Origin of the sequence: Novosphingobium sp. HR1a (assembly GCF_015594425.1) — a bacterium.
GTDB classification, from domain to species: Bacteria; Pseudomonadota; Alphaproteobacteria; order Sphingomonadales; family Sphingomonadaceae; genus Novosphingobium; species Novosphingobium resinovorum_A.
Genome location: NZ_JABXWS010000090.1, coordinates 156,344 through 177,424, shown reverse-complemented (window position 1 = coordinate 177,424; position 21,081 = coordinate 156,344). Strand labels below are relative to the sequence as shown.

Annotated in this window: 20 protein-coding genes; 13 read left to right on the top strand and 7 right to left on the bottom strand. The window is 67.5% G+C overall.

Annotated elements, in window-relative coordinates; translation table 11 throughout:
• Window position 1: 1 nt before the first annotated feature.
• From HWN72_RS23865 to HWN72_RS31325, 3 genes are read right to left on the bottom strand one after another with little or no spacing between them, the layout of a single operon-like run.
• Complete coding sequence (locus HWN72_RS23865) at window positions 2-1,090, bottom strand: type III polyketide synthase (protein WP_008831587.1); 1,089 nt, start codon at window positions 1,088-1,090, stop codon at window positions 2-4.
• Window positions 1,087-2,304, bottom strand: coding sequence for a beta-ketoacyl synthase (locus HWN72_RS23860; protein ID WP_211151571.1), 1,218 nt, complete (start codon window positions 2,302-2,304; stop codon window positions 1,087-1,089). Before HWN72_RS23860 ends, HWN72_RS23865 begins: the two co-directional genes overlap by 4 nt.
• Window positions 2,305-2,314: 10 nt before the next feature.
• Complete coding sequence (locus HWN72_RS31325; RefSeq protein WP_236727326.1) at window positions 2,315-2,755, bottom strand: acyl carrier protein; 441 nt, start codon at window positions 2,753-2,755, stop codon at window positions 2,315-2,317.
• Here HWN72_RS31325 and HWN72_RS23850 point away from each other — a divergent pair.
• The 4 genes from HWN72_RS23850 to HWN72_RS23835 all read left to right on the top strand — a co-directional run bounded on the left by HWN72_RS23850 (window position 2,754) and on the right by HWN72_RS23835 (window position 6,493).
• A complete protein-coding gene (locus tag HWN72_RS23850; RefSeq protein ID WP_248006274.1) occupies window positions 2,754-3,167 on the top strand; it encodes a cupredoxin domain-containing protein in 414 nt (137 codons plus the stop codon). The two genes, HWN72_RS31325 and HWN72_RS23850, sit on opposite strands and share 2 nt — an antisense overlap.
• A gap of 35 nt (window positions 3,168-3,202) precedes the next feature.
• Window positions 3,203-3,898: a methyltransferase domain-containing protein gene (locus HWN72_RS23845; RefSeq protein ID WP_211151569.1), complete on the top strand. Its 696-nt coding sequence runs from the start codon at window positions 3,203-3,205 to the stop codon at window positions 3,896-3,898.
• Window positions 3,899-4,123: 225 nt separating this feature from the next.
• Window positions 4,124-5,149, top strand: coding sequence for a glycosyltransferase family 2 protein (locus HWN72_RS23840; RefSeq protein ID WP_036525100.1), 1,026 nt, complete (start codon window positions 4,124-4,126; stop codon window positions 5,147-5,149).
• A 60-nt stretch (window positions 5,150-5,209) separates the two neighbouring features.
• Window positions 5,210-6,493 carry a DegT/DnrJ/EryC1/StrS aminotransferase family protein gene (locus HWN72_RS23835; protein ID WP_211151568.1) on the top strand — a complete coding sequence of 428 codons (1,284 nt, stop codon included), beginning with the start codon at window positions 5,210-5,212 and terminating at the stop codon, window positions 6,491-6,493.
• 5 nt (window positions 6,494-6,498) lie between these two features.
• Here the strand turns inward: HWN72_RS23835 and HWN72_RS23830 are convergent, their stop codons facing one another.
• The gene (locus tag HWN72_RS23830) at window positions 6,499-7,755 is read right to left on the bottom strand and encodes a glycosyltransferase family 1 protein (RefSeq protein ID WP_211151567.1); all 1,257 of its coding nucleotides are present in this window, start codon (window positions 7,753-7,755) and stop codon (window positions 6,499-6,501) included.
• Between the two features lie 358 nt (window positions 7,756-8,113).
• Here HWN72_RS23830 and HWN72_RS23825 point away from each other — a divergent pair, with 358 nt between their 5' ends.
• The 9 genes from HWN72_RS23825 (at window position 8,114) to HWN72_RS23785 (ending at window position 17,614) form a co-directional block, all read left to right on the top strand.
• Window positions 8,114-9,571, top strand: coding sequence for a GMC oxidoreductase (locus HWN72_RS23825; RefSeq protein ID WP_211151566.1), 1,458 nt, complete (start codon window positions 8,114-8,116; stop codon window positions 9,569-9,571).
• On the top strand, window positions 9,568-10,005 hold the full coding sequence (locus HWN72_RS23820; RefSeq protein ID WP_211151565.1) for a hypothetical protein: 438 nt from the start codon (window positions 9,568-9,570) through the stop codon (window positions 10,003-10,005). The genes HWN72_RS23825 and HWN72_RS23820 overlap by 4 nt, the downstream gene beginning before the upstream one ends.
• A 169-nt stretch (window positions 10,006-10,174) precedes the next feature.
• Window positions 10,175-10,459 (top strand): hypothetical protein, encoded by a 285-nt coding sequence (locus tag HWN72_RS23815; RefSeq protein WP_008828446.1) that lies wholly within the window; start codon window positions 10,175-10,177, stop codon window positions 10,457-10,459.
• Window positions 10,460-10,624: 165 nt separating this feature from the next.
• Window positions 10,625-11,929 (top strand): polysaccharide pyruvyl transferase family protein, encoded by a 1,305-nt coding sequence (locus HWN72_RS23810; protein WP_211151564.1) that lies wholly within the window; start codon window positions 10,625-10,627, stop codon window positions 11,927-11,929.
• Entirely contained in the window at window positions 11,926-13,248 is a 1,323-nt protein-coding gene (locus HWN72_RS23805; protein WP_036525110.1) for a glycosyltransferase family 4 protein, read from the top strand. Before HWN72_RS23810 ends, HWN72_RS23805 begins: the two co-directional genes overlap by 4 nt.
• A 4-nt stretch (window positions 13,249-13,252) precedes the next feature.
• Window positions 13,253-14,116 carry a glycosyltransferase family 2 protein gene (locus HWN72_RS23800; RefSeq protein WP_211151563.1) on the top strand — a complete coding sequence of 288 codons (864 nt, stop codon included), beginning with the start codon at window positions 13,253-13,255 and terminating at the stop codon, window positions 14,114-14,116.
• A 2-nt stretch (window positions 14,117-14,118) separates the two neighbouring features.
• Window positions 14,119-15,213, top strand: a complete 1,095-nt coding sequence (locus HWN72_RS23795) for a glycosyltransferase family 1 protein (protein WP_036525116.1) — start codon at window positions 14,119-14,121, stop codon at window positions 15,211-15,213.
• Window positions 15,210-16,118 carry a glycosyltransferase family A protein gene (locus HWN72_RS23790; protein ID WP_051586776.1) on the top strand — a complete coding sequence of 303 codons (909 nt, stop codon included), beginning with the start codon at window positions 15,210-15,212 and terminating at the stop codon, window positions 16,116-16,118. The genes HWN72_RS23795 and HWN72_RS23790 overlap by 4 nt, the downstream gene beginning before the upstream one ends.
• Window positions 16,115-17,614: a lipopolysaccharide biosynthesis protein gene (locus tag HWN72_RS23785; RefSeq protein ID WP_036525119.1), complete on the top strand. Its 1,500-nt coding sequence runs from the start codon at window positions 16,115-16,117 to the stop codon at window positions 17,612-17,614. The genes HWN72_RS23790 and HWN72_RS23785 overlap by 4 nt, the downstream gene beginning before the upstream one ends.
• A gap of 3 nt (window positions 17,615-17,617) precedes the next feature.
• Here HWN72_RS23785 and HWN72_RS23780 read toward each other — a convergent pair whose 3' ends face one another.
• From HWN72_RS23780 to HWN72_RS23770, 3 genes are all read right to left on the bottom strand, one after another.
• Window positions 17,618-18,439: a calcium-binding protein gene (locus tag HWN72_RS23780; RefSeq protein ID WP_248006273.1), complete on the bottom strand. Its 822-nt coding sequence runs from the start codon at window positions 18,437-18,439 to the stop codon at window positions 17,618-17,620.
• Between the two features lie 249 nt (window positions 18,440-18,688).
• Window positions 18,689-19,939 (bottom strand): cell wall hydrolase, encoded by a 1,251-nt coding sequence (locus HWN72_RS23775; protein WP_236727327.1) that lies wholly within the window; start codon window positions 19,937-19,939, stop codon window positions 18,689-18,691.
• Between the two features lie 42 nt (window positions 19,940-19,981).
• A complete protein-coding gene (locus tag HWN72_RS23770; RefSeq protein ID WP_211151561.1) occupies window positions 19,982-21,079 on the bottom strand; it encodes a polysaccharide pyruvyl transferase family protein in 1,098 nt (365 codons plus the stop codon).
• Window positions 21,080-21,081: the final 2 nt, after the last annotated feature.

The window sequence follows — 21,081 nt, the reverse complement described above, 5'->3', positions numbered from 1 at the left end:
CTTAGTCCTCGATCGTGAAGCGGAAGCTCTCCGCCGCCATTCCCGGACCGAAGGCCAGCGCCAGACCCGGCCCCTGCGCGCCGCTGGACAGCATCTGCGCCAGAATGAACATCAGCGTCGCGGACGACATGTTGCCCCGATCACGCAGCACCGATCGCGAAGGCGCGAGCGCTTCGGCGCCGAGGCCGAACCCCTGCTCCACCGCGTCGAGAACGGTGCGCCCGCCCGCATGGACCGCCCACAGCGCGAAGTCGTCCGGCGATCCGCCGCGCAAAAGGCCGTGCTCGTCCCCGCGCTTCGCCTCGGAAGCGAGCGCGGCCGCGATGCGGGCGGGCACTTCCCCGCCCAGATGCATATCGAACCCCTGATCGCGAATGTTCCAGGTGATGGCTGTGGCGGTGTCCGGGATGGTGACTGCCCGGAAGTCCTGTAAAGCGATGCCGCCTCCTTCCGCCGTCACCAGCGCCGCAGCGGCGCCATCGCCGAACAGCAGCATCGCAAGCAGACTCGGCAGGTCGTCGCTGCGCTGGAAATGAATGCTGCACAGTTCCAGCGTCACCACGAGGACGCGCGCGGCAGGCTCGGACCGGACGATGTGATGTGCCAGCCGCAGCGAATTCACCGCCGCGTAGCAGCCCATGAAGCCGACCACGGTGCGCTCCACGCCCGGATCGAGCCCCGCCCCCGCGACGATGGCCTGGTCGAGGCCGGGCGCCATGAACCCGGTGCACGAAGCGACGATCAGATGGGTGATACCCTCCCGCGCGATATCGAGGCCGAGCGCCGCAATGGCATCGAGCGCAAGGCGCGGCGCATCGCGCTCGTAACGCTCCATGCGGCTGCCGGTCGATGGCCATGGGCCGCTGCCGTAGAAGCCTTCCGTGTCCGTGACGGTGCCGTCCTGCAGCGTCACCGGCTCGAGGAAGGAAAAGCGGCGCTCGATCCCCGAACGCGCGGCCATGCGTTCGAACACCTGGCGCGTGCGCTCGTCAGCGATGCCGGATATGACGAAGCGCAGGAAGGCGTCGTGCACCTCGAACGGCGGATTGGCGGTGCCGATGCGATTGATGCGGGCGATCGTTGTGGTCATGCGCGGCGGCCCACCAACACGGCGTTGAGCCCGCCAAAGGCGAAGCTGCTCGATACCAGAACCTCCGGCGCGAACGCCTGCGCTGCAAGGACGAGCGGTAGGTCGCAGTCGGGATCGGGACCGAGGTGATTGAGCACGGGAGGGGCGATTCCTTCGTTAAGCGCGACAAGGCCGAGCAGGAACTCGATGGCTCCGGTGGCGCCGATCATGTGGCCGTGGGCAGATTTCGTCGCGATGACCCGGTGATGCGCCAGCGCCGGGCCGTAGACCCGGTGCATCGCGGCCGCTTCGGCGGGGTCGTTCAGCGCGGTGCCGGTGCCGTGCGCGGAAACGAGCGCCGCAGTGTCGAATCCGATACCGGCGTCTTCATGCGCGGCGCGGATGGCGGCGGCGATGCCTTCTAGGTCCGGCGCGGTCATGTGGGAAGCGTCGCTCGATGCGCCGTAGCCCGCCAGTTCGCCATGGATCCGGGCGCCGCGCTCCAGCGCGTGGCGTTCGCTCTCAAGCACCAGCACCGCGGCGCCCTCGCCCAGCACCATGCCGCGCCGATCGCGCGAGAAGGGGCGGCACGTATCGGACGCCAGCACGCCGAGAGACTGCCAGCCCGTGAGGGAACCGCGCGTCAGGCATGCCTCTGCGCCGCCGGCGATGACGACGTCCGCGCGCCCGGCTCGGATCATGTGCATTGCCTCGCCAAGCGCCTGCGCCGAGGAGGCGCAGGCGCCGGAGAACGTCAGCACCGGCCCATGCACGCCGAGCAGCATGGACAGTTGCGCGGCGGGCGCCGCTACCATGGAACTGGGTATCGTCTGTGGATGGACCTTGCGCTGCCCCGCCCCGAACAGCCGCTCGTAGGCGGTCTCGATCGTGGCGTTCCCGCCGCTGCCGCAGCCGAGCAGGATGGCGCTTCTCCGCGCCAGCGTCGGGTGTTCGAGCAGGCCCGCATCGGCCACCGCCTCAAGCCCCGCCTCGAGCGCGAAGGCGGAAAGCCGGTCGAGCTTCCCCAGCCGCCGCAACCGTTCCGGATCGACGGTGCCGAGCAGGGAGGGTGCGCCGGTCTCGTCATCCGCCCATGCCGCGATGCCGTCGGGCGCGGGCGGCTGGAGTGGGCGGATCGCACCGTCGCCTTTCCGCACGCGCTCCCAGTTTGCAGCAACGCCGCGCCCGACCCCGCTCACGCAGCCCAAGCCGGTTACCAGCACGCGGGCTCTCATTGCGCGGCCGTCATTGAGGCAGGGGAACACCGATGCGGTCGAACAACTGCCGCAAGGTCATCTCCCGTGTGAGTTCCTCCGGCTGAAGTTCGATCCCGTAACGGTCCTCAAGTTCGAAGAGCATGGAAACCAGATCGATGGAGGAAATGTCGAGCGTGCCCAGCGTCTCGTCAGGCTGAAGCCGTTCGATCGGAAGTCCTGTTTCCTGCGCGATCAGGGCCAGAATATCGTCGCAGGTCATCCACGTTTCTCCTTGATGCAGGTTCAGTCGCGGCGTGAAGGTTTGGCTGGCTCTGGAGTGCCGGCCCCACGCGATATCTTCGTGAGACTGCGCGCTTTTTCCAGCCCCGGCAAGTCTCGAAAGACAACAGCGATATCGCTTCAATCCGGCCTCGAAAGGTGAGATACTCGACCGGCTTTCCGGAGATGGGAACATGATCGCCTTTCGCATGACCGATGTTCGTCTGGTCGCCGTCGCCATCCTGATGCTGGCGCCGCTGGAAGCGGCATCGCAAGGTGGTCCGCCCGCAGCAGACTGGAGCCATGCCGAAACGCTGGCCGTCGAGCTTTCCAGCTTCAAGTTCGCGCCTTCCACCATCACGATGAAGCAGGGCCGGACCTACGACCTGCACCTGACGAACGTGTCGTCGGGCGGCCATGATTTCGCGGCCCGGGAATTCTTCGCGGCCGCGCAGGTCATGGACGGCGACCGGGCCAGGATCACCGGCGGCAAGGTATCGCTCGATGCCGGCCAGAGCATCGACGTCCATCTCGTCGCGCCCGCCGCCGGCAGCTACAAGGTGCGCTGCACCCACCTCATGCACAGCACGTTCGGCATGACCGGCGAGATCGTGGTTCAGTGAACGACCTGTCCACCCGGTCACGCCGGGAAGAGCAAATGGATGCATCGGACCTCGACCCGCTCATATATGCCGAGGTGCTGCGCGATCTGGCGCGGGTCAACCGCTGGACCTTCACCGCCCGTTCGACGACCGCGTTCCTGAACCGCGCCCTCGGCGAGACCCGCTCGTTCAGCCTGCTCGACGTCGGTTTCGGCCATGGCGACCTGCTGCGCACGGTGGCGAAATGGGCGGCCGGGCGGGGGATCACCGCGACGCTCGTGGGCGTGGACCTCAATCCCGCCAGCGAAGGTCTCGCCCGCGCAGCGACACCGGCGGGGCTGAGCGTAGAGTACCGCACCGGCGACTATGCCGACCAGCCCGAGAGCTTCGATTTCATCGTCAGCAGCCAGGTCGCCCATCACATGAGCGACGATCAGCTTGGCCGCTTCCTGCGCCACATGGAAATCAGGGCGCGCAGGGGATGGCTGATCTGCGATCTCCATCGCCACCGCTTCGCCTATTACGGCTTCCCGCTGCTGGCCCGTGTCATGGGCGTCCACCGCATCGTGCGCGAGGACGGGCAGCTTTCCATCGCCCGCTCGATGCGGCCCGGCGAATGGCCCGCCAGGCTCGCCGAAGCGGGTCTGGACCCGCAGCAGGTGCGCATCGTCCGGCGTGCGCCCTTCCGCATCGCGATCGAGCGCACCTTTCAGCCCGGTGTCGGACGGCTACCGGAAGGCGAGACACAATGATCACGCGCGCTCGCACGGCGCCCTGTGCATTCCGATAAATCGGGAGAGAAAACTATGCTCTCGATACCAATACAATCAATCCCAAGTCCTGCAAATCGGCCATTGTTTACAATAACGCAGTAATACTAATGCCGCGCCCATCTGGACGCCGGTTGCCGCATATGATGTATTTTCCTGCACAGGAGGCCCAACCTCACATTCCCGGCCTCACATTCTGGAAATCGTATGCCGACGCTTTCGATTTGCATTCCCACCTATAATCGCTCTGCCTGCCTGGCGGAACTGCTCGACAGCATCCTCGCAGAGAACAGCGCGGACGTGGAAGTGGTGGTCGGCGACGATGCCTCTCCCGACGATACCGAGGCGGTGGCTGCGACTTATGCCGACCGCCTCGCCCGCTTCACGTACTTCCGCCACCCCGTCAACGTCGGGGTGGACGGCAACATCGCCGCCGTGGCCGCCCGCGCGACGGGAGACTACGTCTGGCTGATGGGTGACGACGACCGGATCGAGCGAGGCGGCATCCGCCGCGTGCTCTCCGCGCTGTCGGCATGGCCGGATGCCATCGCCCTCACCGTCGGCGTGGTCGACTACGACGTGACGATGCGCCGTATGACGGGCATCAGGAAGATGCCGCGGACCCAGTGCTTCACTGGGGTCGGACCGGCATTCAGCCATCTGGCGGAACTGCTCGGCTTCATCTCGGCAACGCTGATCAGGCGCACCCATTGGGCGGCGGCCGCCGCCGATCCGCGTGCCCGGGCGATGACGAACCTCTATTCGCAAGTATACATCGCGGGCCTTGCGGTCGGCGCGAGAGGCCGCTGGGGCGTGGTCGAGGAGCCCTGCGTGGGCTTCCGGTCGGGCAACGACCAGCTCAAGCGCCGGGTCGGATGGCTGGAACGGCTGAAAGTCGATGTGCGCGCCTATGACGAGATCGCGCAGCTCCTGTTCCCTGACGATGCCCGCGTCCGCCGCGCCATGGCCCGGCGGATCTTCGACACACATGTCATTGCCCGCATCGTCAATGCCAAGACCGAAGGCACGACAGCGCGCGACGCTCTGCTGGCGGGGCTCTACCTGCTGCGCCGATACTTCGCGCTGCCGCGCTTCTGGGCTTTCGCGGTGCCGCTGCTGGTCACCCCGGGCGCAGCGGTCAGGGCGATCCGCCGCGCATACCAGGGCACGATCCGCGAATCCGGCAGCGGCCGTGCCCGCCAGTTCGCGCTCAACCCGGCAGTACGGCCGTAACGGACAAAACAGGGAGATACCGTCATCGGCCTTTTCAAGCCCATCGCGCTCAGTGCGCCCGTGGTCGACGATCCCGATGTGCCGGGGGATTTCGGTCCCTTGCGCATGATCGACGCCGCCGCGCCGGACGCGCTTTCCCATCGGCTGACGGCGTTCGCGCCCAAAGGGCGCCGGCGCCTGCTGGCCTATGAACCGCGCCTGCCCACGACCGATGCGGTGGCGCCCTATCTGCGCCAGATCGACCAGGCACGGATGTACTCCAACCAGGGGCCGCTGGTCAGGTCGCTGCAGACGCGCCTGCAATCGTCCTTCGGGCTGGTCGACGGCAGCGTCGTCACCGCCAGTTCCGGCACTGCGGCGCTCGTCGCCGCGATCATGGCGCATGCAGGGACCGCGACCGCGGAGCGCCCTTACGCCGTATGCCCGGCCTATACGTTCGTGGCGACGGCGGCGGGGGCGAGCCAGTGCGGCTACCAGCCCTATCTTGCCGACGTCTGCGAAGAGAGCTGGACGCTCGACCCGGACCGGCTGGCCGATCACCCTCTGCTCGAACGGTTCGGCGTGGTGATCCCGGTCAGCGCCTATGGCCGCGCGATCGACGTGGCGCGCTGGGCGCAGTTCCAGCGCGATACCGGCGTGAAGGTAGTCATCGACGCCGCTGCCGCTATCGAGGCCGTCGCCGACGGCGCGATGACATGCGACGCAAGAGTACCGCTCGCGCTCAGTTTCCATGCCACCAAGGCTTTCGGCTGCGGCGAAGGAGGCTGCGTCCTGTGGCCCGATCCGGCTTTGGCCGCCAAGGCATCGCAGGCGACCAACTTCGGCTTCATGGGATCGCGCAACAGCCAGAGCGCCAGCCTGAACGGCAAGATGAGCGAGTATCACGCCGCCGTAGCCCTCGCCGAACTCGACGGCTGGACGGCCAAGCGCGCCGATTTCGGGCGCGCCGCAAGGGCCTATCGGGCTGCGTTCGCACAGGCCGGGCTGCCCGCCGAAGACCTGCTGACGACGCCGCATGTCGCATCGAACTACGTGATCCACCGCTGCACCGATGCGGCAACGGCCGAAGCCCTGCAATCGGCAACGGACCTAGCGGGCGTCGAGACGCGGTTCTGGTACGGTCGCGGCCTGCACCTGCACGACCACCTCGCCGATGCCCCCCGCGACGCATTGCCGGTCACCGAAAGCCTTTCCGGCTCACTGCTCGGACTGCCCATGGGTTCCGGGCTGGCATCGGCGGAAATCGCCCGCGTGGTGGCGGTGATCAAGGCGGAACGGCTCCGCTTGGAAGCCGTGGAGGATGTCCCGTCCCCGGACTGCGCTTCGGTGCCCGCTACGGCCTGAACCCGTCAGACTGAGACGGCGACGGAGCCTTGAAACTCCGCCGCCGCCACCGTGGCCCCACCCCCCAAGGCCCGGTCCACAAGACAATCCGCGCCCAGTGCCGCGACGCAGATCAAGGCCGCCTGATCCTGCCAGCATCGACGCTCCGCCATGACGTGCCCGGCTGCGATCGCGCGGTCTCGCCACGCAGAATCCGGCAGCACACTGCGCACCGCGCGCAGCATGGAATCGACCGACAGCGGGTCGCAATAGGTCATCCCCCGCCCGCAGCGCTCCCACATCGAGGGGATGTTGGAGACCACCACCGGACAGCCGAAATGCGCGGCCTCGACTGGCGGCAGCGGGCACGCTTCGTAAAGCGAAGGGAACAGCAGGAAACGCGCGTCACGGTAGATCCGCGCAAGGCTGGCAGCGTCGTTGACCTGGCCCACGAAGTGGATCTGGCCCGCGACATCGGCAGGCACTTCGCATCGCGGCCGGCGCAGCACCCTGCCCGACGAGCCGACGAAGACGAAATGCAGCCCATCCTCACGCGCAAGGCGAATGGCCGCCTCCAGCGTGCGCGCGAAATTCTTCCGGTGCGACAGCGAGCCGACGTAGAGCCCGTAGCCAGGCGGCGGGATTAGTTTCCCCTGACCGGAGGATGGCACGACATCGGCGCTCCAGCCACCATTGGGCGCGACGCTTATCCTCGGCGCCGCAGCCGGAGCCAGCCGTACCAGCCGCTCGCGCTCGGTTTCCGAAACCGTGACGATGGCGCGCGCGCCGCGCATCAGCAGCGGCAGCATCAACCGGTGACCCACACGGTACGTGAGTTTGTAGGCATGCGGATGGTCGAGAAACGAGACGTCATGGATCATCACCACCACGTCGGCCTCGCGCCCGATCAGCGCCAGCGCTGGCGCGCTGTTGCCCAGGCACAGCAGAGTACCGCTACGGGCATGGCGAGGCAGGTCGAGTTGCTCCCACAGCACCCCGGTGTGGCGACCGACCGTCTCGACCCTGATGTGATCCAGGGAAAGGGGCTGGACCCATGGTCCCGGCGGCACCAGCAGCGTTACGTCGGCGACGATACCCCCGCTGCCCAGCATCCGGTCCAGCGCGACCGTGATCTCGCGGGCCGCGCGCTGTACCCCGGTCGCCTGCTGGACGAGGAAGCGGCCATTGATGAACAGGCGGCGCGCCGGTGCCGCGCCGCGCGATCGCGGAGCATGGGAAACGCCGATGCCTGGATTTGCGTCGATCAATGCCTGGCTCGCCACTACATGCCCCCATGTTGCCGCCTTGTGTCTGGCCAGACAAAATCGCGCATCCGGGCGACTGCTCCAATTGCACCATTGGGATTACCCCCAATTTGCGCAGCGAAAGCACTCACAATTCTCCAGCTAAGAAGGCGATGACTATCTTGCGATCTACCGGGATACATTACCCGTTATCCCATCGGATTAATCAATCATGCCCATTGGCGTTGGCGCCGGAACTGTGAAAACTGGACTAATCAATTCATTTCATCGACTTCCGATACTTCGACAAGGATGCGGACATCGTGAACAGCGCCGAACCGCAGATCATTCCCCGCTTCGCAGAGAACGTCACCGCACCGCAGGCGGTCCCGGCTGCATGACCAGGCTGCAAACGCAGGTCCGCGCGGAAAATATCGCCGGTCATCACTTCGATACGGTGGTGATCGGGTCAGGCTTCGGCTCCGGCTTCTTTCTCCACGAAGCGCTGCGCCACGCGCGCACGGGTAGGGTTCTGGTGCTGGAATGGGGCGAGATCCGCAGCCATGCGGACCAGTGGGAAGACGGCAGGCAAAGCCGTATCGCGCCCGGGTCGACCTTCGCCAATACCGGCGATCATCCGTGGAACTTCACGATCGGCTTCGGCGGCGGCACCAACTGCTGGTTCGCGCAAACGCCCCGCTTCCACCCGAGCGACTTTCGGCTGCACTCGCTGTACGGGACGGCACGCGACTGGCCGTTCGACTACGCGCAGCTCGAACCGTTCTACTGCGAGGCGGAGGAGATCATGGCCATCTCCGGCGACGAGGCGATGGGCCGGGTCCTGCCCCGCTCGCGGCCCTTCCCGCAACCGCCGCATCACCCCTCGACCCCGGATGCGCGCCTGAAGCATGCCCGCCCCGACCTGCATTTCGTCATGCCTACTGCCCGCGCCCGCGTGGCGACGGCGACACGGCCGTCCTGCTGCGCCAACCATCGCTGCTCGCTGTGTCCGGTCGATGCGAAGTTCACCGCCAACAACGGGCTGATGGACACCTTCCAGCACGCCTCCGTCACAGTCTGCCCGGGCGCCGAGGTCACCCATCTAGACGCTTCCGGCGGGGTGGTGCGCTCGGCGCAGTTCCGCTCCGGGGGACGGGAGTTCACGGTGCACGGCGACCTTTTCGTGCTGGGCGCCAACGCCATCCACTCGCCCGCCATCCTGCTGCGATCCGGAATCGAGCAGGGGCCGGTCGGCAAGGGCCTGCATGAAGCCTACGGCATCGAGGTGGAAGCCATGCTCGACGGGATCGACAACTTCGATGGCAGCACGATCACCACAGGCCTGGACTATGGCGCCTACGACGGCCCGTTCCGCAAGACGTCCGGCGCGGCGCTGCTCTATTTCGAGAATCGCTGGAAATTCGGGTTGAGGACGGAAGCGGGCCGCTGGCGCCAGAGCTTGCCGATCGTCATCGTCGCCGAGGAACTGCCGGACGAAAGATGCGCGGTCGAGATCGGTACTGACGGACGGGCCAAGGTCGTCGGCGGCGAACCCGGAGCCTATGCAGTGGCGGGTGCCGAGCGGGCCTTCGAACAACTCCCCGATATCCTGTCCGGCATTCCGGTGGAGCGCATAGAGCGCCGCTCCGTCCGGCCGACCGAAAGCCATCTGCAAGGCAGCTTGCGCATGGGCACCGACCCGGGCGATTCCGTGGTCGATGGCGGACAGGTCCATCACACGCTGCGCAATCTCGTGATCGTGGGATCGAGCGTATTTCCGACCTGTTCGGCCAGCAATCCCAGCCTGACGGTCGCCGCCATGTCGATCCGCGCCGCGCGGCAGGTGCTGGCATGACCGAAATCACGCGCCGCACCGCGCTGGCAGGCATAGGCATTGTGGGCGTCGGCATCACCGGCGGGGTCGCGGGGCTCGTCGCCCGCGGCGGTAGCGGCGCTGCGCTGCGCGCCGTCCTCCACCGCCTGGCCGGCCCCTTCACCATGAGCGACGCCGACTTCGCCCTTTTCGCGAAGGATTTCGGCGCCCGCCACGGGTATCTGGGCTACATGGAAGCCGGAGCGCTGCACCTGCTGGAAGTCTTCGGCGGCGCCAGGTGGTTCGCGCTGCGGCAACCCGGGATCGCGGAGCGCTTCGATGCTTTCGACCGCAAGCTGCTAACGGAGTTCGTCCTCGCCACCAGGCACGACGGGTCCGACGATCCCGGCCATCTGGAGTACCACGGGCTCTTCGCGGACAACCCCTGCAGCAACCCTTTCGCGCAGTTGGGGTAAACCGTCTCCCTCCAAAGGGTTAGTGCGATGCCTCGGGCGGCGCGAAATGATGACGACTTCATAGAATTGGCTTCGGACAATTGATGACCCGATACAACGCAGTGGGCGCAGCTACGCGGCGCGTCCCTTGGTTTTCCGATTCACAAGACGGATTTTCGAAGGGGTCGATATGCACGATACTTCAAAAACCGAGCGCGACACCGTCAGGGACTGCCTTGATCGCCTCGCGCGTACCAGCGCCGACATCGACTACCGCGACTTCGCGCCCGTGTCGCACCAACTCGCCGCCACTTACGCGCGACTGGCGGAGCGTGGGCTGCCTGCCAGCACCGTCGCGGTCGCCATGCTGGGCGCTACGGTGAACTTCTACGAGTGCTTCGGACTGTCCGCCGAACTGCCCGAGCAGCTACGCGCGCTGGCCGATCTGGTAGAATACGGCAGGCCGTTGTCCTGACCATCCGCACACCGTGCCCCGCCCTACCCCTTCGGTAGCCCCCCATTCGCACCTCTTCGCCAGAGCGCTGCGATTTCATACTCTTGGCCTTGTTGCAGTGCAGTCGCGGTCGTCCGATCCGCGCCGCGGGATGCAGTCTGTCCGCAACCGGAAACAGGATCGTCCATGGAAGCCGCCGAACGATTGATGCTCGACGATCCGCGCGACGCTCAACACCTCTCGAATCCGCCAGACACCCCCGATCAGCCGGAGGAAACCATCGACCATTCCGCCGATGAAACCCCTGCGGCCGCCCGCGTCGCCATACTGAACGTCAAGTACAGCCCGAACCTGGGCGACGGGATCATCGCGGAATGCCTGGAAGGCGAATTGCGCCGCGCCCGGCCGCGCATGGAGCCGGTTTCGATCGACCTCGCCGGGCGCACCCGCTTCAGCGCGGCTCATGGGCGCCGCCGTACGACTGCACTATCGATCATCGAGCGCCTCCCGGCCGGTCTGCGTGCCCTGCTCGTTCCCGCTCTGCTGCTGGTGCTGGTACGCTATCGCCTTGCGCCGCGCTGGAAGACGGCGCTGGCCGCCTGCGACGGCGTGATCATCGGCGGCGGCGCGCTGTTCCAGGATGTCGACCAGAACTTTCCGGTAAAGATCGCCGAAGCCCTCAAGCTGACCAATGCCCGCCGACTGCCGGTGGCGATCGCAAGCGTCGGCGTCTCTGCGGAATGGTCCACCGCCGGACGCACACGGCTGGCCGAGCAACTGCGGGCGGCGCGTCTACTGCACATATCGGTTCGCGACGACCTCTCCGCCGAAACCTGGCGCGCAACCATGGGCACCCAAGGCATCGGACCGGCCACGATCGCACCGGACCCCGGCCTTCTCAGCGCCCGGCATTACGGTACACCGAGAATATCCGGGCCGCCGCGCGTCGGGCTCTGCGTGACGGCCCCTATCGCCCTGCGCCTTCATCACGAGGGTGCCCACGACGACGGGCAGTTGGAAGCATGGATGCGCGCCGTGGCGCGCCAGTTGACGGCGCTTCGGCGCGACGTCGTCCTGTTCACCAACGGCAGTCCGGAGGACCGCCTGTTCCGCGACCGCCTGAAGGCCCGGATCGGCCGCGAGCCGGGCATCGACTTCGCCCCCGACTTCGCCGAGCCGCGTGAACTTGCCCATGCCCTGTCCGGTTTCGACTGCGTGCTCGCCCATCGCCTCCATGCCTGCATCGTCGCCTATTCCTACCGGGTGCCGACGATAGGCTTTGCCTGGGACAGCAAGCTGCGCAGCTTCTTCGAACTGACCGGACGCGGCGCCTTCGTCATCGACCCGCGTGAGGCGAGCCCGATGCACGTCGCCGACCTTGCGGTGACGGCCATCGAGCAGGGCGTCGACGAGAAAGTGCACACCGACCTGCTGCAAGGCGCGACCGATGCCATTCATGCGCTGGCCGGCCAGCTTGCGGTGGCCGGATGATCGACCGCATCGTCATCATCAACGACCTTGCCCACGCCAAGGGCGGCGCTTCGCAGCTTGCGCTGGAGGCAGCGGTGCAGTTCGCGCGGCGCGGACAGAAGGTGACGCTGCTGTGCGGCTCCGGCGGCAACCCCGATCTCGAGGCCGATGGCATCGAGGTCGTCGCCCTCGGCCATGGACGGCTGCTGGAGGGCAGCCGAGCCAAGGCAATGGTACACGGCCTCTACAATCGCCCCGCAGCGGCAATGGTGGCCCAATGGATCGCCAGCCACGACACCCCGCGAACGGTCTATCATATCCACGGCTGGTCGCAGATCCTCTCGCCCGCGCTGTTCGCAGCGATGCGGCCAGTCCGCGAGCGCATGCTGGTCCACGCGCACGACTTCTTCCTCACCTGCCCCAACGGCGCGATGTTCCATTTCGGCCGGGACGCGCCCTGCCCCGCCACGCCGATGAGCGCGGCCTGCCTTACCTCCGCCTGCGACCGGCGCGGCAAGGTATCGAAGCTGTGGCGCAGCGCCCGGCAGGGCATCCAGAACGGCGTCATCGGCGACCAGCCGCCTCCCGTGCTGCTGATCCACGGCGGCATGGCCGGATTTTTCGCGCGCTCCGGTCTGACGGAGCGCGACATGGCGGTACTGCCCAATCCGGTCGTCCCGTGGACTCCCGAGCGCATACCCGCCGAGGAGAACCGGGGCGTCCTGTTCGTCGGCCGCATGGAAGCGACCAAGGGTATAGACCTGGCGGCCGAAGCCTGCCGCCGCGCCGGAGTGCGGCTGACCGCCATCGGCGACGGCGACATGCTTGCCGACTTGCGCCGCCGTTACCCGGAGATGGCCTGGCTCGGCCGCCGCAAGCCTTCGGAAATCGGCCAGTTCGCCCGCGATGCCCGAGTAGTCGTCATGCCCAGCCGCCATATCGAGCCGTTCGGCCTCGCCGCCGTGGAAGCTCTGTGGAGCGGCCTGCCCGTCATCGCCTCACGCGATGCGCTGATCGCGCCGGACATCGTAGCGGCGGGCGCCGGCCTTGCCGTCGATCCGCGCGACATGGGCGCCTTCGCCGCCGGTCTCGGTGCGATCTTCGCCGACGACGCGCGGGCACGCGAAATGAGCGAGAACGCGCACCGCGCCACCCGCGCCCTCGCGCTGTCGCCCAATCGCTGGATCGACGCCCTGCTCGATGGCTACGCCGGGCTCCTCGACGACGGCCGCACCGGTCTTCTCGCGGCGGTGCGGCGCAGCGTGAGCGACGCCCCCGAATACCCCCCGACCGCCATCATCCTGCCATTCCGCGACCGCCGCGCGGCCGGGGGAGTATAGTCCCATGCGCATCCACGTCGTATTCGCCACCGTCGGCCGTGCCGCACTGCTCGCCCGCACGGTGGACCGCATTGCCGAGCAAAGCCGACTGCCGGACGGCATCCTCGTATCGGCCACCGGACCGGACGACGTAGCGGGCATCGATCGGGCACGCATGCCCGCCCGCGTGATCTTAGGAGACAAGGGCCTGTGCCGCCAGCGCAACGCGGCCTTGCGTTACCTGAGCGACAGGACCGACGTGATAGTGTTCCTCGACGACGATTTCGTCGTCCATAACGACTACCTCGCGGTGATCGAGGAGACGTTCGCCGACCAGGGCATCGTCGGGGCGACCGGGGACCTGCTGGCCGACGGCATCCACGGCGAGGAAATCCCCTTCGACGCCGCCGCGCTGAGGCTGGACGGCCACACCCTGCCCGCCTTCACTCCGCTCCGGCCGCGACAGGCGCTCTACGGCTGCAACATGGCCGTGCGCGCTTCGGCCATCGACGGGCTGTGGTTCGACGAGGCGCTGCCGCTTTACGGCTGGCAGGAGGACATCGACTTCACCCACCAGCTTGGCAAGCGCGGCGGGCTGGTGTCGGGCGATCGGCTGACCGGCATCCACCTCGGCACCCGCAGCGCCCGGTCGCCGGGCAAGCGGCTGGGCTATTCGCAAGTCGCCAACCTCGTCCACTTGTGGCGCAAGGGTACGATGCAGCCCAACCTCGGCCAGCGGCTACTGGTACAGAACCTTGCCTCGAACGCGCTGCGCAGCTTCTATCCCGAACCGCACATCGACCGGCGCGGGCGCCTGCTGGGCAACCTCATCGCGCTTCGCGACCTCATGACCGGCCGCATCGATCCGCGCCGCGTCGAGACGATGTGACCATGCCGCGCCCCATCTACTTCAACGGCAAATTCTATTCCGGCGGGCTGAACGGCGTCCACCGCGTCGCCGACCGGCTGATCCGCGAGTGCGACCGCATGCTGGCGCTGATCCCCCTTGAACACCGGCCCCGCGCCTATCTGATGACGGCGACAAAAGCCGACTGGGTGCCGCCACTACAAGCCATAGAGCGACGCGACTACGCGCGAACCGACCAGTTCTGGGAACAGGTCATTCTGCCGCTGGCGAGCCGCGACGGGGTGCTGGTGAACCTCGCCAACCTCGCGCCGATCGCCCACCGCAACAAGATCACGATGATCCATGACGTGCAGTTCCTGTTCTCCGACTGCGGCTATCCGGCCCGCCAGCGGATCGGCTATCGCTGGCTGACGCCGCTGCTGGGGCGATCGAGCAAGGCGACGCTGACCGTCTCGGAATTCTCCCGCCGCCTGCTGCATCAGCATGCCATCGCCGATCAGGGGCGCACGCGCGTCATCGCCAACGGGGCCGACCACATCCTCGATGCGGCCGAGGACAACGGCCTGCGCGAACGCCTTGGCCTGATACCGGGGAGCTACGCCGTCCTGTTCGGCAGTCCCAAGGCCTACAAGAACAACACGGTCGTCTTCGACGCCTTCTCCTCCGGCGCCGCCGCCCCGACCCGGCTGGTGGTCGTCGGCCCGCAGCGCGAGGCGCTCGCCGCGGCGGGGCTCCGTCCGCCCGAGGGCACGATCTTTGCCGGACGGCCTGATGACGGCGAACTCAAGAGTCTTCTCGGCGGCGCAGTGGCGATCCTGTTTCCCTCGCGCACCGAAGGCTTCGGACTTCCCCCGCTCGAAGCGATGCTGTGCGACTGCCCCGTCATCGCCAGCCCGGCCGGCGCGATCCCCGAGGCTTGCGGAGACGCCGCGATCTACGCCGGCACCGACCGCCCGGACGAGTGGGCCGAGGCTATCGTGCGCCTGCGCAACGATCCAGCCCTGCGCGCCTTCAAGATCGCACAGGGTCGCCGCCGCGCCGCGCGCTTCACCTGGAAGGCGGCGGGCTCGGGCCTGATGGACGTCATCAAACAGGTTTCAGGAGGACAGCCGCGATGAAGCACGCAGGCCCGACCATCGACGTGGTGATCCCGACCTACAACCGCCGGGACCTGCTGCCCGAGGCCATCGCCAGCATAAAGGCGCAGACCCTGCCGGTCGCGCGGATCTTCATCGTCGACGACGGCTCGACCGACGGCACGATCGAATGGGTCCGCACGCTGGCGCAGGACGATCCGGCGATCGAACTGGTCGAGATGCAGCACGGCGGCGCCAATGTCGCGCGCAATGCCGGGATCGCGCGGGCGCAGTCGGAATGGGTCGCCTTCCTCGATTCCGACGATGCGTGGGAGCCGGAAAAGCTGGAGCGCCAGTTCGCGCTGCTGGAGGAACGGCCCGATCTGGTCGGCCTGTTCTGCGGATTTCGCCTCGTCGGCATCAAGGTGGAGAAGATCCACCGGCCGCGCGACAACCCCTCGCTGCTCGACTTGCGCTGCGCCAATGGCCTCGGCAGCACGTCGGGCGCGGTGATCCGGCGATCGGCGCTGCAGGAGGCAACCGGGTTCAATCCGGAGCTGCCCAGCTGCCAGGACTGGGACTTGTGGTTCCGTTTGCGCCGTATCGGACCCATGGGGGTTGCGCGCCTGCCGCTGGTGCGGTTCAACTGTGGCCCGCACGAGCGGATCACGACCAATATGAACAAGGTGCTCTCCGGCCACCGCGCCATCTTCGCCAACCTCCTCGCCGACGTCGAGCGTGCGGGCGAACGGGCGCGCATCCGGTCGCAGCACAAGCTGGTGGAAGCCGACATCAAGCGCCGCTTCGGCAGCAACGGCGCGGCGCTGTGGCTGATCCTGCGCTCGTTTTTTCAGGCCCCCAGCAAGCGCGCTCTGGCGGTCGGCTGGCGCACCACGCGCGGCATCTGGGACGACCTGCGCCAGCCACGCCCGGCCAGCGCCGCATGAGCAAGGTCGGTGTAGCGCGCGGCGCCGCAGCCCTCGGGGCAACGCGGATCGCCACCAACCTCGCCAATCTCGGCGCGCTGGTCGTGCTGGCGCGGTTGCTCACGCCGCAGGACTTCGGCCTCGTCGCCATCTGCACGACGGTGCTGGGCGTACTGGTCGCGCTGACCGAGCTTTCGGTCGGATCGGCCCTCATCCAGCGCGACGAGGTGACGCCCGCGCACATCGACAGCGCCTGGACCATGTCGTTGCTGCGCGCGGCCCTCATTGCCGGCGGCTTCGCGCTGGCGTCCGAACCGCTGGCCCGGCTCTACGGCGACGACAGGCTGGCGCCGCTCTTCGTGCTGTCGGGCATCACCGGCGCACTGGCGGGGCTCACCAATCCGCTCGTTTCGCTGCGGATGCGGGCGATGAATTTCCGGCCGATGATCATGCTGCAGATCGTGCAGAAGCTGTCGGCGCTGGCGATCTCCGTTGGGCTGGCGCTGTGGCTGCGCAACTACTGGGCTATCGTGGTGGGATCGGCGATCGGCGGCGCGCTGGGTACGGTGCTGAGCTACCTCGTCGTGCCTTACCGGCCGCGCTTCACCCTCTCGCGTTCACGTGACCTGCTGGGCTTCTCCAGCTGGCTGTTCCTCGGCCAGGTGATGAACGTGGTGAACTGGCGCTTCGATCAGCTGGTGATCGGCCTGTTCCTGCCGACCGCGCAGCTGGGCGCCTATTCGATGGCCGACAACGTCTCCGCCATCCCGAGCCGCGAGGCGACGACGCCGCTGGTCCAGACCCTGTTTCCCAGCTTCGCCCGCATGCAGGGCGACCGGGCCCGGCTGCGCACCGCCTACCAGACCGCGCAAGGCGCGATCGGCATCGTCGCCTTGCCGATCGCGGTCGGCTTCATGTTGCTCGCCGACCCGATGGTGCGCGTGGCGCTCGGGCAGAAATGGCTGATAACGGTGCCGCTGATCCAGGTGATCGGCTTCAGCTACGCGCTGCAGACGCTGGTGACCGGATCGCGCCCCCTGGCCATGGCCGAAGGGGCCACCCGCACGCTCTTCGTGCGCGACGTCTGGGGACTGGCGCTGCGCGTCCCTTGCGTGACGGTCGGGCTTATGGGCTGGGGCCTGATGGGGCTGGTCTGGGGACGGCTGCTGAGTTCGGTGCTGGGCCTGTTCATCACGTCCGCGCTCGTCACGAAGCTGACCGGACTCCCCATTCTCGATCAGATGAAGGCGCATCGGCGTACCATCCTGGCCGTGGTCGTGATGGCGGCGGCGGTACTGGCGGCCGATCACGAACTGCTGCAAGTCGGTGCGATGCCCATCGCACGCATCGCCGTGCTCGCACCCTTGGGCGCGCTGACCTACCTCGGCATGCTCCACCTGCTGTGGATCGGCAGCGGGCGAAGCGCGGGCGCGGAGGCCGAACTGCTCGGCCTCGCACGCACCGCGATCGCCCGCTTCAGGAAAGGGCGAAGGGCCCCGGCGATAACCGGGGCCTGATCCTCACGCGCCTACCGCGGAACGGATCGCCGCCACCGCCGGGCGCGGTGTCAGGTCGGTGTTGAACAGGCCGAAATTGGTGATCTCGCTCGTGCCCTTCCAGCAGAACAGCTCGTAGATGCTGATCGTGTGGACGTAGGACTGCGCCATCGCGGTCTTGACGTCGGACGCCAGCAACGTCGCCTGCTGGGCGATCGTGACCGGCGGCGAGGTATTGTTGCTGGCGCTTCCCCCCGTCGTGCGGCCCCACTCGGTGATGATGCCCTGGGTGGTCTTGCTCTCGACCACCTTCTGCTTGAACCCCGCCACGCGCCCGGCGACGTCGGACGGCGGCGTCGGGTAGATGTGGGAATTGGCCAAGTCGGTGTACGGCGCCTGCTGTGCCTGCATGAAGTCGTTGCTGGCGACCAGCGGGATCGAGCGCAGCACCGGGTCCACCTTGATGGCGGCATGGAAGTCCTTGATGAACGCCATCAGGGCCGGTGCATTACCGGTGCGGAAGCCCATGCGCTTGTCGGTCACGCCATTGTAGGTGACCGGATTGAGATCCGGCTCGTTGGGAAACTCGATGGCGAAGATCGAATTGGGAACGGTCGCCACGAACGCTTTCACGTCGGCGATGCTCTTGCGGATGTCCCGCACCGAAAGCGTGAAGCAGAACCGCACGCCCGCCCTTGCGAGGCCCACGTAAGTCGCCCAGCCTGCGGTTCCGCTGTAAGGCTCGCGGCAGCGCATCTTGCGCACGCCGCCCAGCTTGTCGAGCGCAGGCAATATGTTAGCCAGTTTGTAGGGCGATTGGGTGTCTTGCGGACGCCCCTGCACCATCAGCCGGCTGATGGAAGGGGTAGCGCCCCGTGCGATGGAAGGAAGGAGGGGAGCGGTCGCAAGCGCGCCGATCAGGTGACGTCGAGAGAGAGGGAAACCGTATTCGGACATTATTGTCGTTGCTCCAGAGGGCGAATCCGGATCGGCCGCATATCGGGCGATCATACCCTCCGGAAGGCGCAACGGGACGCGCGGCCCCGGGCTTGCGCCGGTCCGCACGGGAGCAGGAAATCTGACGGTTTCTTAACCTTAAAGCGGAGTATGGAGCAGTCTCTGGACGGCGACGCGGTCGGGCGGCAGGCATTGCCGCATATCCGGACGGGTCACGGCGGAGCAATCCCACAGCGCCAGGTCGCGGTGGCTCGCCGGGTCGCGGATGAAGACGAAGACCGGAAGGTCGCGCTGGAACGGCGACCGCAGGCGGTTGGCCTCCAGCATTGCGGGAGAGGGCCAGGCAACGACACGGCAATTGGCCTTGCCCGCGCAGCGGGAGAGCGCATCCATTGCCCACCGTCCCGGAGGTGTCGCCGGATCGATGGCGAGGAGTATCGCATCACCCTGAACACCGCCGGGGTTCCCTGCCATGACGGACGGATGTGCGGCGGTAAATGCGGGCTCCGTGACGGTAGGCAAGGACGCTGCGGTGGTTTCGACTTCTGCCTGTTCCGATCCCATGAGTGCCCCGAGCCGCTCGATCACGGGCTCCGGCGCATTCGGGCGGACAAGATGCCCTCCGGCGAACCGGTAGAACACATGCGCGCCGACCTGCGCGACTTTCGTGAGGCTCGGCGCCCAGTAGGGATAGACGTAGTCCGCATGGTAATGCGTAGCATCGCCCACCGCCGGGTCCACCGCTCCGGACAGCGCCGCCGCTGCGAGAACCCGCGCACGCCGCCAGGCTTCGGGCGCTGGCCGCCGCGTCATCGCGCCGTCGCAGGTGAAGGTGAACTGGCAGCCGGTCGATAGTTCGGACCCCTGAAACACCACGCCGCACACGCTCGCCGGGTAGACCCCGTGGCGCACGCGGTTGAGCACCACCTGCATCACCGCACGCTCCCCGGCGGCATCGTCGCCCGCCTCGTACAAGCCCGCCGCAGCGAGGCAGGTCAGCGCCCGCAGATGGTCTTGCTCGCCGCCCGCGAAGGCGAACGGCCTCGCGAGGCCCGGAGGCGCATCGAAACGCCGCGCATCGTTGAGCAAGTGCGCCTTTTCGGGTGAACCGGCGGTATCGGCGGCCGGCGCGGCGGAACCGAACGGCGGCTTTACGACCGGATTGCGGAGCATCACCGGCCCGGATCGGGCCGTCACGGAGACCGGCGCGCGCACGGCGGCAGGCAGTGCATAGGAGCACAGGCCGACAGCTGCGACGATCGCCGTCATCGCGCGCATCACCCGGACCACCGGGAATCGTGCAGGGCCTGACGGCCGCGCCGATGTCGAGGCAGCGGGATACTGCACGGTGCCGTGATGCCGTCTCCCCGCCTGGACGGAAAGTGCCACGGCGGGCGAGCAGCGGCGCAGCGGGATTAGCCCTTTCGGGTATCAATCGAGGTTGAGCGCCGCCCGGCGCCCGAGTTCCTGCCTGACTTGCGCCCGGGCCGCGCCATCGAACGCCAACGCCGCCGCGACTTTGGCTCCGGCCTTGGCTGCCTCTTCACGGCCGATCAGGGGGATCGCGAAGTCGTCGGCCACGACACGGACCTTGGCCGTGCCGTCCTCGATCGCCAGCGCGGGCGCATCGGCAAGGATCGCGAAGATCAGCGAATGCAGCCGGTTCGTCACCACCAGAGCGGCGTCGCGATAGAGCTGCGTCAGGGTTTCCAGTTCGAAACTGTCGAAGACATGGGGCTCACGCCGCTGCCAACGGCTTGCGAGACGGGCAGCGGACGCCTTGTCCATCGATTCGCGCGGGTCGTGGCAGGCAATGGCGACCCGCGCGTCGGGCAATGCCGCCTGAGCTGCATCCAGCACCGCATCGAGCGCGGCGCCGTCAAGCGAGCGGCGCTCGCTGCCGTCGTCGCAAGGCGCCACCACGATCCAGCGCGCGACCGGCTCGCGTTCGGCTTCGACATACGCGCCGGTTGGCAGGAACACCATGTCGGCGAGGACCGCCACCGCCTTGCCCGGCAGCAGATCGGCCAGATTACGCGCGGAAGCCGCATCGCGCACGTTCACCACGGCGCAGCGTCGCAGCACCATGCGCCAGAGAAAACGCCGGGAGCGTGAACGGATCACACTCACCCCAAGCCCCCGCGTGACCACGCGCCCGCCGCCAGCGCGTGCGCTTACGGCGGCCAGTGCAAGGCCGAACATCGACGCGATCGACACGTTGTCCCGCACGATCTGGCCGCCGCCAATCACGAGATCGGTCCCGAAGGCCCGGCCCGCGAAGTGAAGCAGGCGCTTGCCCGGCGTGAGTTCGCCGCCTGCCTCCTCGACCTGCCTGACGATCGCTGCGGGGAGCCGCGCCCAGTACCGCACCGCCCCGCCCTCCCCTCGCGAAACCGCAAGGTTCTGCAGCACCAGCTTGAGGTCGCCGAGATTGTGCAGGTCACCCGGTACGAAGACCTGTCGCCGGTGCGAATGGCGAGGCGTCGCGGCCCCTTCGCTCCCCGCGTCGATCACCGGCTGGTGCTTCACCG